Raw genomic sequence first — 10779 nt, forward strand, 5'->3', positions numbered from 1 at the left:
GAATTCCTGCTGTGGAGGAAAAGGTCGGCTGTCGAGCGCTGCTGCAGGCCGAGCCTGTCATGATGTTAAGCAAGCCCGTCATTTGCTGGAAAACCGGTAGAGCGTCGTGTAATCGAATGTCTGACCGGGCCGTAGCTCTGTTGTGGGAAATGACGGATGGTTGGGGCTGTCAGGATAATGCTCGGCTTCAAAAGCAATGGCATCGGTCTGCCGATAGGCTTTGCCCGAAACCCCGGCATATCCTCCGTCCAGTGAGTTGGACGTGTAGACCTGCAGGCCGGGCTGATTTGTCAGGACATCCATCGCGCGCCCAGAGCGGGGGTCGTAGATATATGCGGCAAGTCTAGGGGCCTGACCGGCCGGCCCGTTGATGACCCAGTTCTGGTCATATCCGCGTGCGTACATCATCTGGGGAAAAGAATCCCGCAAGCGGTCGCCAATGACATGAGGTTTGGTAAAATCAAGCGGAGTGCCTGCTACGGAGGCGACTTCTCCCGTAGGGATTGAAGTCTCGTCGGTGGGTGTGTAGCGCTCGGCTTCGATCTGTAATATTTCTGGAGCGATCGACCCGGAACCTTCACCGTTGAGGTTCCAGTAAGTGTGGTTGGTCAGGTTAAGAACCGTTGGAGCATCTGTCGTTGCCTGATAATGCAACGTCAGGGCGTTGGTATTATCAAGGCTGTAAGTAACTTTGGTGGTCAGTTTTCCGGGAAAACCCTCATCACCATCAGGAGAGACGAGCGTTAGGGAGGCATAGGCTGCCTTGTCGTCGGCGTGATGTCCGGAGAGTGTCCAGACCTTCTTGTCAAAACCTATTTTTCCACCATGCAAGGCGTTTGGTGGGGCTGTTATGGCGATGTGGTAGGTTTTGCCATCAAGAGTAAAAGTGCCTTTTGAAATTCTGTTTGCATAACGCCCTATTATGGCACCGAAAAACAGACCGCCTTTGGCTGAGTCGATGGCATAACCATCCAGTGTATTAAATCCAAGAACAATATCGCCAATATGGCCAGAACGATCGGGGGTTTCTATCGACTGTATAATGCCGCCATAAGTTATAATTTTTACTGTTATATTATGGTCATTCTTCAGGGTAATAATTTCAACCTTGCGTCCATCAGGGAGTTTTCCCCACGGGGCAACGGATACTTTGGGAGAGGCTATTGCCGCGCTAAAGTAGAGTGAGGAGGCTACTCCCGCCAAAGCCATGCGGATCAATGCGCGATGGCGGGAAAGGTGTTTTATCATCATCGTGTTTCTCTTGCCGTTAACAAAAGGGATAACAGGATGCCGTGCATCAGAACGTCACACCCATTTCCATGTCGATAAGCAGGGCATTGGCGTAACGGTTCGTGCCGCCAGGGTGCCAGATATACTGCAGGCCCGGACGAAGGGTGAGCCAGGGAGACGGGCGATAGCCATAGTTGATTTCGCCAGCGTGTTCACCGCTGGGTTTGTAAATATCCCCGTATCCCTGTTGCTGCAGGGCCGCTGCGTAAATGCCAAGTTTTGGATTAACAAAATTGAATTTCCCGCCGATACTGAAGGTATCGTTTGGACGGTTTTTAAACGTGCCTTTGCGTACAATACCCCAGGTAATGTAGTAGGGCGCTATTGCCGTTCGCGGATCGCCCCACGTGAAGGACAGGAAAGCCACTGTTGAACGGTTAGGATCGGCGGCATCGCGTTGCAGCATTTGATCCCCCTCAAACCATCCGCCGTAGCGGCCTCGTACCTTTTCAATCGGTAAAGAGCCGACATCAACACCCGAAGGCTGGAAGCCTTTGAACTGGCCATAAACATTGTTGACTTCAGAGGTATCCCAGTACCCGCCAAACTTGATGTTTGTAGGGAGTGCGCCGTGTGTATCTGTTCCTCCAAAGTGCCAGCCAATCTGGAACGGCAGATAGACACCAGTGGTTCCGTGCAGCCCCAGTTTCCAGGCGTAGCCTGTGTTTGAAATTGTGGGGTCAACATTGTAAATGCCCGCTGAAACAAGCATGCGCTCATCACCAAACGGGAATATTTTTACATAGGCACCGGGGTGAGCCGTTGGGTAATAACCGTAACCCGAATTGCTGGCCAATGCCTGTGGCATACCGCAGATAGCGTTTGTTTCAAACTGGCAGTACAGGTTCATGCCCCAGTGCATGGAGGACTGGGCAAAGTCGTTCTCGGTATTGATCCAGCCGATTTCAGCATCAACATAACGCCCGAACTGCCGCTCAAAGGAGAGGCGTGTGAAGCGGATTGTTTCACCTGAGCCAAAGATTTCCTGCGGGCTGTTCAGGGTCGTGAGTTGCTGCCCAATGCCCAGCCCTGCACGTTCTGTCAGGAGGACATGGAAAATACCGATATTTTTTCCAGTAAGCTGGGCAAAGTTGACATCAGCCCCGAGCGCCAGTTCATGTGCATAGCGCACGGTGCTGGCGCGGCCTCCTACCGGGTTGCCAGCGCTATCCTCAAGATAATGACCAAAGACGTTAATGCCTTCGTTCTGAAGGCGGATGCGCTCTCCAGCCCAATCTCCCGTCATGGTTTTCTGATCAAACCAGTCTTTGAAGGAGGGCGGGATAAAAGGCGTGTCTGGCACCGGGGCGGGCGCGTGACGCGTTATCCCCAAAGATGCCGGAGAGCGATCATACGGGCTGCCAAAAAGAATGGGGGGCGTATCGGGGGAGAGTTCCGCCTGAGCGTGCAAGGTATTCTTTTCGGGCAACGCCATGTCAGCACTAATGCGCTTAGCGGAGGGCAGGCGGCCTGTGACTTGTGCATGAGCTGGTGAGTAGGCCGTTAGGGAATACCCCACAAGGGCTGCGGCACCGACCACCTTCGCTTTGTGTCCATATATGAATGAACGACTGGTCATGCTCTTCCCTGGGTTGTTTGTTGCGGCGTTGTGGTAGCGCTAACATAATGGATTGCATAGATGGGTTGCAGCTAACGCACGAGCATGTGATAGGGTTCCAGAAAACAATTTTTTCCTTTAAATAACTGTAAAAAATGAAAATATCTTTCCGTTCACATATAATTAAAATTTCTGTAATGGACAAAAAACGCCACGACCTCTTGCCGGACCGGCCATGCTTCTTATGGTCAGTTCTCACTGCATTCAGCATATGCGTAAGTGACCATTTTCCAGTGTCGGTAAAGCTACGGATACACTGACATCAAGTGCTGAGGGTTGATTATGGCGGGCCGGAAAGCACGTTCACCTGTTAAGGGACGTGCTACAATCAAAGATGTTGCGGCGGCAGCCAATACAAGCATGATCAGCGTTTCCAGAGCTTTTCGTGAAACGTCAAAGGTCAGTCCCGCCCTAAGAGCACGGATTGAACAGGCAGCCGCGACCTTGGGGTATGTTCCTGACCGCGCGGCAAGTGCGCTTGCCTCTTCCAGATCCATGAATGTTGCGGTTCTTATTCCTTCGATTACCAACATGGTGTTCATGGAGGTTATTGCCGGAATAAACGATATCCTTTCCCCGGAAGGGTATCAGTTGATCACTGCCGCAACGGATTATTCTCCTGTTGAGGAACATAGGCTGTTACGGGGGCTACTTTCCTTTCGTCCCGATGGCGTGCTGCTATGCGGAACTGACCATCTGCCGCAAACATTCCAACTGCTCACAGAACCAGCCGTGCCAGTGGTTCATATGATGGAGCTACATCACAGGCCGGATAGCTATTCAGTAGGGTTTTCTCAGGAAGGCGGGGGGGCGGCTGTGGCGCACCATTTTCTTGAGCGTGGTTATGAGCGGGTTGGTTTTGTGGCCTCGCAGCTTGATCCCCGCACAATGGCGCGTGGTGCAGGTTTTCAGCGCGTTGTAGAAGAGAGAATGCACGTAGCTCCTTATGTTCTCACCGTGCCTGATCGCTCGTCTATCGAACTGGGTGCTAGACTGACGGCGCGAGCTTTGCAGGAATGCCCTGATCTAAATGCCCTGTTTTTCTGTAATGATGATTTGGCCCAAGGGGCGTTATTTTATTGTCAGCGCCATGGAATAAATGTTCCGCAGCAACTTGCCATAGCCGGTTTTAATGATTTGCCGGCTTCGGCGTGGATCATGCCTGCCTTAAGCACGGTCGCAACGCCCCGTTATGAAATCGGGCGAGAGTCTGCAAAAATGCTGGTCGACTTAATGCTTGGAAACGAGCTTGCGTTTCCGCGGTTGGATCTGGGTTTTACATTTATAGCGAGAGAAAGCAGTTAGTATTTGGAAGGACATTGAAGTTTTAAATGCACTCCTGCTTAAGGTATTTGTTCCGAGTGCACTGTATTTTCAGATGTTGTGTTATTTTTAAAGAATATCGTTTTTTAGCCGAGGAATGATTTATTACAGATGGAGGGTTCTAAAAAACCTCTGGTTTTTGGGCTTTCTGATCGCATGTCGGATGCCAAAACGGTCTGGCTGTTCCGCGAGCGTCTCACATAGATGGGAGCGATTGATGGTTTGTTCAATCGCTTTGGACAATCCTGCGGAACGTGGGTTGCCCACCGATGTCAGGTCTGATTCTGGATACCACGCTCGTCGCGGCTCTAAAGCAGCGTAATGCGAACGCCTGCTGTATAGAACCAATACGGCCTCAACGGTCTGACCCGACACAGCCTATAGCTTAAAGATCAATGAAGATTGCATGGAAAAGCAGAACTTTGCCTTGAGAGGTCGTAGGAAAAAGCCGCCTCTCAAGCCTATGCCCTGACATATCCAGAAATCGAATGCTGGAAAGTCAGTGATCCGCTCGTGTGTCGAGCATGTCTTTACTGATCAGAAGTCACAGACGGGATTGTTCATCCGAACCGTTGGCATGGTTCGAGCCACCATGAGGATCGGGCTGGACAATATCGTCTATAACTTGCGTCGCACCAAACTTTATTGCCTCAATATATCGTATGAAAATCTCTACAGCGAAGTTTTGTTCATTGTTTCAGTAAGGATCGTCCCTGCATCCACCAAATAAACTCGTTAAGCCAGTGATCGCTCGTCATCCCTCTTACTGTCAGGCTGAACCCGTGACCGCCACGCTCGTAGAGATGTAGTTCAGCCGACGCGCCTGCTCTTCGCCAAGCTGCATACAGCAGGGCGCTATCATTGGGTAAATATGGATCATCCGCAGCGGCAGCGATGAAAGCAGGCGGCGCATCTGTCGGAACTGGTGTGCGCAATCCACCATAAAACAGGCCTACGAAGGCTGGTCGGGTGCTTTTGTCCCCGATCGCGAGATCGGTAGCCAAAAAGGCACCGGATGAGAAACCGATGAAGCCTATCTTCCTCGGATCAATACCCCACTCCGCAGCGTGCTGCCTCACCAGCATGACAGCACGCTTGCTGTCTTCCAGAGCATGGGGCTCACCCGTGAAGAGTGGTAACTCAGCGGGTATACCACTCTTTGCGCGCGACATGATCGTCTCCATCTCTTTTATATGAACAGCCGGCATATGTGTCGCGTCATCAGGACTTCGTATCGTTCGATATTTCAGCACGAGAGCCGTGACACCGTATTCGGTCAGCTTGCGCGCCACAGCAGTACCCTCGGCTTCATATCCGAGGCCGACGAAACCACCTCCTGGCGCGATGATGACCGCCGTGCCGTTGGAGTGATCAGCACGCGGGAGGAACAACTCAAGCGTAGGATTACTGACGTTGAAGATCATTGTTTCATCCGTGTTGCCTGTCTTGGCCCGCGTCTCCGGAACACCGAGTGACCGGAGAACGCCGGAGGGGTAAAGCGGTATTGTTGTGCCAGGGTTCGGAGCAGGGGAAGCCACGCAGATAAACAGACTGACAAAATAGAGGAGCATTGCTGTGCCCACAGGCTTCATCGTATTCTTCATGATCAGAGCCTGACCTTGATGGTCGCATACGCCGAAAGTGGCTGAATCGGGGCAATGACGGGATTGCCCATGTAAGAGTAGGGATCCCAAGCTTTTCTGTTGCCGAGGTTCACAATCGAAATACCCAACGTGTAACGATCAAATGCGTAGTCAGCTTGTGCATCGACTACGGCATAACCGGGTACGGAAATGGTATTGGGCAACGTCAAGGCTCGAGAGGTATAGGCAGTAACACCGGCCCCGAAAGACAAGCCCTTTGCCCAGCCATGCAGAAGGCGATAGCGCGCAGCCACGCGTCCGCTGCTTTTGGGCACGCGGGCAATCTGGTCTCCTGGAGATACACCCGCGTCCCTCGTGTCCGTATAGGCGTAATTGGCAAGCAATGAGAACGCTGGTGTGGGTTCCCAGATCATGTCGGCTTCGACCCCTTGAGCACGTTGCCGCCCGCTCTGCACATAGTAGCCCACATTGTTCACGTCGGAGACGGCAACATTATCGTGCGTCTGGCGGAACAGCCCAATCGTGCCGGAAAGACCGGTTCCAGGAAGTGCAAACTTTATTCCTACCTCAGCATTGTGAGATGTCTCGGGTTTTGGCGTCTCCAGCCCGACAAAACCGAAAGCTGCTCTGAACGCTGTCGCATAGCCCGCGTAAAGGGCGACACCTTGCACAATATCAAATGTTGCCCCTATCCGGGGTGAGACGTGATAATACGTCGAATTATTCGCTACACCGTAGTTGCTTGCTTCCCGGAATTTGAGGGCGGTAAAACGCAGGCCTCCCGTTACATGGAGACGGCCGTAAGACGCCTGATCCTGCGCATAGACGGCGTAGGTCTGATAATGGTCGTTGGTGTAGGAATTGACTGGGAGCTGTGGCGTGTAACTTAGGGCATAGGCCGGGTTGGCCAGGTCGATCGTGCCGGATGGCGTATCACTGACGCCAAAGCCCATGGCACTGTAAAAACTCGTCCAATCATAATTGATACCGCCAAGAAGCTGGTGTGTTCCACCCAGGATATGCAGTTTGGCAGCTAGATTGGCATCGAAAGTTGCTTCTTTCGTGCGGTTTTGCATCAAAATGGGCAACACTTCGTAGACGGTTGGTGCAGAAGCATCGGTCGGGAACAGGTCCGGATCTACGAAGCTGCCATACTCATGCACGGTATTATCGTAATAGCGTCCGCTAACGGTGAGTTTTACACGATCGTTGAAAGCATGGTGCAGGACAACTGAACCATGCGGTTCTCGTTATGCGTCTCTGGCTGGTTGATCGGAGAGCCGGGGAAGGCATAGCGATCAAGCTTGCCAGCAAGCGCTTCGTCCGCTGGGAGGCCGGAATATTCAAGGTTTTTTCGGTCGTTGAACTGGCCACGCACGATCAGATCGGTATCATCGTCGATCTGGTACAATAGGCTGGGCTGAAGCGACCACTGCTTGCCATGGACCTTGTTGATCCAGCTTTCATAGCTCTGGTATTCACCGGCCAGACGAATGGAAACCCTTGGCGAGAGCTTCAGGTTCACATCCCCATACGGGTTCAGTGTGTCATAACTTCCACCCCGCATCGCAACGTATCCGCCGGTTTTGTCATCCGGTCGCTCGGACTCAATGTTGATGATCCCGCCCAGCGGCGTGCCCAGCCCGCCACCGTAAAGCGTGGCGCTCGGCCCTTTGAGCACCTCGATACGCTCGACGCCCACCAAAGCGTTGGGAGCAAAGGCCTGCTGATTACCTGCGAAGATCGGTAAACCATCAAGATAGACTTCTGCAGGGAAGCCTCGCACAATCGGGGGAACGAACAGGATCGCATCCGTTCGTGTGGGCGTGATGCCCGAGACGTTGACCAGAGCGGCACTTAGCGAGTGAGTGTCCTGCTCCTGAATGAGTGTACGCGTGATCACCTGGACCGACTGAGGAACCTGAATGAGCGGTGTGTCGGTACGCGTTGCAGCTAAGGATGTCGGCACCGTATAGCTGAGGCGTTTGCCTCTCACTGTCAGTGTTTCTCCAGACCAGTTCGAGGCTTGGACATCTGTCTTTTCGTCAGCGCGCTTTTTTGAAGCTGCCGCTTTTTTTGACGTGCCATTTAATGATGCCGCAGCAGTGGCAGCGGGTTCAGAACTAAGTGCCACAAGAGCACAGCCACAAGCGAGCACCAGTGCGCCGGGCACACGGAAACTGATAAGATATTTCATGAAACCAATCCGGATCTGAAGCAAAAGACAGCCCGAGAAAACGAACGTGTGGCCTTATTCGAAGGCACTCAGTCCGGTTAACGGGCGTGGACAATGGCTCAGGTCGTCAGGGGTGGTCCGGTGGGCGGCGGTAACCGGATTCCGCGCTCATAAGGTGGTGCTTGCGCAGGCGGCAGCATATATCGTGTGCAAACAACGCGCACAGACACCAACATCGCGATGAATGGTGCCACCAGCACAATACCGGGTAGATGGAGCAGTGGACACAGAAAGCACGCGCCATCATCATGATGAGAATGCTGATGAACAGGTGTCGTGTGGTGTTCATCTGTCGCCATGTCCATGCATGGCATGCTTATGTGCCGATCACGTACAATGCTTTCGGCCCGATCTGCAGCCCGGTCAGGCGTTCGAACGTCGTGCGTGGCGCTTCACCTAGCGCGCCTGACTTTGTAGAACAAGCTGACCGAGCAGTCCCAGTAACGTCGCCAACACGACAAGCATTTTCAGCCCGTGACGCAGGCGACCGTCAGATAACCAAAACAAAGCGCGGTGACGAACAGCGGGCATGGGCTTATTTACCCGGCAACGCTTGGTAGGCCAGCGATCATCAGCCATCGCCGCATTCTGAGCTGTTCGGGCTTAAATGCAGAATGCACGGCCATATCAGAAATTTCTCTGCACCGAGGGGGGGGGGCAGCGAGGCTGACCGGGATAGAGAGCCACCTCTTATAGCTTTAATCGTTTTGCTGCTGTTTCAGCCGCCTGCAACGCTTTCTCGTCCATCCATGTTCTATGGCTGCGTTCAAGTGCCATCTGTGTTTTTGAAACTTCAGAGGGGTCACCATGATGGAACGGCGGCTGAGGCGCATACTGCATAATGAGTTGAATATGTTCTGCTGCAGGCTGGTCACGCAATTGGGCAGCAAGAGTAAGTCCAAAATCAAGACCAGCGGTAACACCGGCTCCGGTAATCCGATTACGGTCTTGCACTACGCGCTCATGGTTTTCGATAGCCCCCATCAACGGTAGGAGATTAACAACGCCCCAATGGGATGTCGCTTTGTATCCTTCCAATAATCCAGCAGCGGCAAGAATAAGGCTACCTGTGCAAACACTGGTAATAAAGCGAGAGTGGGAGGCACGGCCTGTCAAAAAAGCAAGAACCTCTGGATCATTCATACAGGCAATTGTTCCCATCAGTCCGCCCGGAACAAACAGTACATCCAGTTCCTGCGGGCATGTCTCTGGCGTATCTGTTGGAGGGACAGGAATACCGACATCGGTTGATACTGGTTTCATGGTCATGCCAACCAGATGAATTTCGGCTCCTAGAATTTTAAAAATAGTCTGGGGGCCGACAAGATCCTGAAGAACCATATTCGGGTAGACAAGCATTGCAATTTTGATCGGAGGTCCCGGAAAGTGCATGCCTTGCATGTGCTCCAGATGCTCTTTTTCAGAACTACTAGAGGCTGCTTTGGCACTTTCTGAGACTATAGAGGTCAGGATAAGCGTGGCAAACGCGCGCCTTTTAAGACCGATTGACGAAGAAGAACCTAGTGAGAAATTTGGGTTAGCCATTTCTTTGTGAGTGGGTTTGATCTGAGCGAATACAGCGCAGGAACTGCTCTCAAGCGTGCTGTCAGGTTTCATCATCAGGATACCACCTGCAGTGAACTCAAAGCTGAACGGGGCGCTTCCGCCCGCATAGAGAAAGTTCCGTTTGTGTCGTAGATGCGGGTATTGGTCAGGTTGAGCTGAGCTCTGAGAGGCCGTCCGTGTGCGGGCGTAATGACCTGAATCGAAGCTGCTGCTTTCTGGATGGAAACAGGAATTTTAAGGGCTGAATTGCTGGTCTGAGCAAGGTCGTTCTCGGCAGGTTGACGTGTCCCGTTAACGATAACCAAGCCTTGCGACGTGGAGGTGACCTTTCCCTTTTTTCTTTCTGATGAGACATCCCCGTCTGTGAAGGCGATGTTTTTTCTATGCTGTCCTGAGCCCACACAAGGTGTTGCTGTAAAACCATAAGACAGCATGGCAATGCGCGTGACAAAACGACGCGCTAGCACTCTTTGAGCGCCACGAGTGTTTTTATACATGATGAAAGACGATCCTGAACTGAGAAAAACTCAGCGCCAGAACATGCAGAATCAGCCCAAAATACGCGGAAAACAGGCGTACGGATGAGACGACACAAACCGGAAGCTGACGAAAAGCTCAGGAGAACAATGGTGGCCCACGCGATGGTGGCAGGCCCGTGAAAACGGACGGTGGTGCTCTGGGAGGGTGAGCCCGCATTTCCTGTTGATATCGATACACAGTGTAAGCGGGGAGAGTTGGTAGACTTGTTAGTATAAAAGCGACAAGTTCTAACAGCGGGCAGAGCGGACAGCTCTTATCATGATGATGTGATGGGTCTTGATGGTCAGACATGCCCATAGGCATATCCATCATAGACATATCATCATCATCATCATGTTGTGCTGAGGACTGATATCAACGCCCGTAAGCCGCTCAATGGCAGCTCTGGGTGTCTCGTTGGGGAGGGAAAAACCTTGAAGGAAAAGCTGTCCTAAAAACCCGACAAGAACCAACATCCCAATAAGAATTGTGAGGGGTGTTGTTTTATGGTTTTGTTGGGTTTCAGAAATAGTCAAGGCTATTAAGAGCTCCACCACATGACTGGTGTCATAAAGGACTATTGATCCGTCGTGTCAAGGAGAGAAGCCGGGATGTAGCCATTC

General features: G+C 52.3%; 9 protein-coding genes and 1 pseudogene. 2 read left to right on the forward strand and 8 right to left on the reverse strand.

What is annotated here, in order from left to right:
• Window positions 1-78 precede the first annotated feature (78 nt).
• Together JCM25143_RS03440 and JCM25143_RS16505 are read right to left on the reverse strand one after the other, a co-directional pair.
• Complete coding sequence (locus JCM25143_RS03440; RefSeq protein ID WP_051542832.1) at window positions 79-1209, reverse strand: aldose epimerase family protein; 1131 nt, start codon at window positions 1207-1209, stop codon at window positions 79-81.
• Window positions 1210-1297: 88 nt separating this feature from the next.
• Window positions 1298-2830, reverse strand: coding sequence for a carbohydrate porin (locus JCM25143_RS16505; RefSeq protein ID WP_234394928.1), 1533 nt, complete (start codon window positions 2828-2830; stop codon window positions 1298-1300).
• Window positions 2831-3190: 360 nt separating this feature from the next.
• Between JCM25143_RS16505 and gntR the strand changes: the two genes are divergently transcribed.
• Together gntR and JCM25143_RS21290 are read left to right on the forward strand one after the other, a co-directional pair.
• Complete coding sequence (gntR, locus tag JCM25143_RS03450) at window positions 3191-4213, forward strand: HTH-type transcriptional regulator GntR (protein WP_025860034.1); 1023 nt, start codon at window positions 3191-3193, stop codon at window positions 4211-4213.
• Window positions 4214-4363: 150 nt separating this feature from the next.
• Window positions 4364-4865, forward strand: a pseudogene (locus tag JCM25143_RS21290) (hypothetical protein); the annotation flags it as partial.
• A 55-nt stretch (window positions 4866-4920) separates the two neighbouring features.
• On the opposite strand, the gene JCM25143_RS03460 reads toward JCM25143_RS21290, so the two are convergent.
• The 6 genes from JCM25143_RS03460 to JCM25143_RS25115 all read right to left on the reverse strand — a co-directional run bounded on the left by JCM25143_RS03460 (window position 4921) and on the right by JCM25143_RS25115 (window position 10495).
• Window positions 4921-5835, reverse strand: a complete 915-nt coding sequence (locus JCM25143_RS03460) for an alpha/beta hydrolase (protein WP_025860035.1) — start codon at window positions 5833-5835, stop codon at window positions 4921-4923.
• A gap of 2 nt (window positions 5836-5837) precedes the next feature.
• Window positions 5838-7061 carry a TonB-dependent siderophore receptor gene (locus JCM25143_RS21295; protein ID WP_081773462.1) on the reverse strand — a complete coding sequence of 408 codons (1224 nt, stop codon included), beginning with the start codon at window positions 7059-7061 and terminating at the stop codon, window positions 5838-5840.
• The gene (locus JCM25143_RS16515; protein ID WP_148299993.1) at window positions 7034-8032 is read right to left on the reverse strand and encodes a TonB-dependent siderophore receptor; all 999 of its coding nucleotides are present in this window, start codon (window positions 8030-8032) and stop codon (window positions 7034-7036) included. Before JCM25143_RS16515 ends, JCM25143_RS21295 begins: the two co-directional genes overlap by 28 nt.
• A 729-nt stretch (window positions 8033-8761) precedes the next feature.
• Entirely contained in the window at window positions 8762-9691 is a 930-nt protein-coding gene (locus tag JCM25143_RS03470) for a DJ-1/PfpI family protein (RefSeq protein ID WP_199897822.1), read from the reverse strand.
• Window positions 9691-10134 (reverse strand): hypothetical protein, encoded by a 444-nt coding sequence (locus JCM25143_RS03475; RefSeq protein ID WP_025860037.1) that lies wholly within the window; start codon window positions 10132-10134, stop codon window positions 9691-9693. Before JCM25143_RS03475 ends, JCM25143_RS03470 begins: the two co-directional genes overlap by 1 nt.
• Before the next feature lie 118 nt (window positions 10135-10252).
• Window positions 10253-10495 carry a DUF2946 family protein gene (locus JCM25143_RS25115; protein WP_369347354.1) on the reverse strand — a complete coding sequence of 81 codons (243 nt, stop codon included), beginning with the start codon at window positions 10493-10495 and terminating at the stop codon, window positions 10253-10255.
• Between the last annotated feature and the right edge of the window lie 284 nt (window positions 10496-10779).

It is taken from the genome of Acetobacter papayae JCM 25143, from assembly GCF_000613285.1.
Classification (GTDB): domain Bacteria; phylum Pseudomonadota; class Alphaproteobacteria; order Acetobacterales; family Acetobacteraceae; genus Acetobacter; species Acetobacter papayae.

Coding starts and splice junctions, on each gene's coding strand:
- JCM25143_RS03440 (WP_051542832.1), bottom strand. CDS start 1,209: ATGGCTTTGGCGGGAGTAGCCTCCTCACTCTACTTTAGCGCGGCAATA.
- gntR (WP_025860034.1), top strand. CDS start 3,191: ATGGCGGGCCGGAAAGCACGTTCACCTGTTAAGGGACGTGCTACAATC.
- JCM25143_RS03460 (WP_025860035.1), bottom strand. CDS start 5,835: ATGAAGAATACGATGAAGCCTGTGGGCACAGCAATGCTCCTCTATTTT.
- JCM25143_RS16515 (WP_148299993.1), bottom strand. CDS start 8,032: ATGAAATATCTTATCAGTTTCCGTGTGCCCGGCGCACTGGTGCTCGCT.
- JCM25143_RS03470 (WP_199897822.1), bottom strand. CDS start 9,691: ATGATGAAACCTGACAGCACGCTTGAGAGCAGTTCCTGCGCTGTATTC.
- JCM25143_RS03475 (WP_025860037.1), bottom strand. CDS start 10,134: ATGTATAAAAACACTCGTGGCGCTCAAAGAGTGCTAGCGCGTCGTTTT.
- JCM25143_RS25115 (WP_369347354.1), bottom strand. CDS start 10,495: ATGTCTATGATGGATATGCCTATGGGCATGTCTGACCATCAAGACCCA.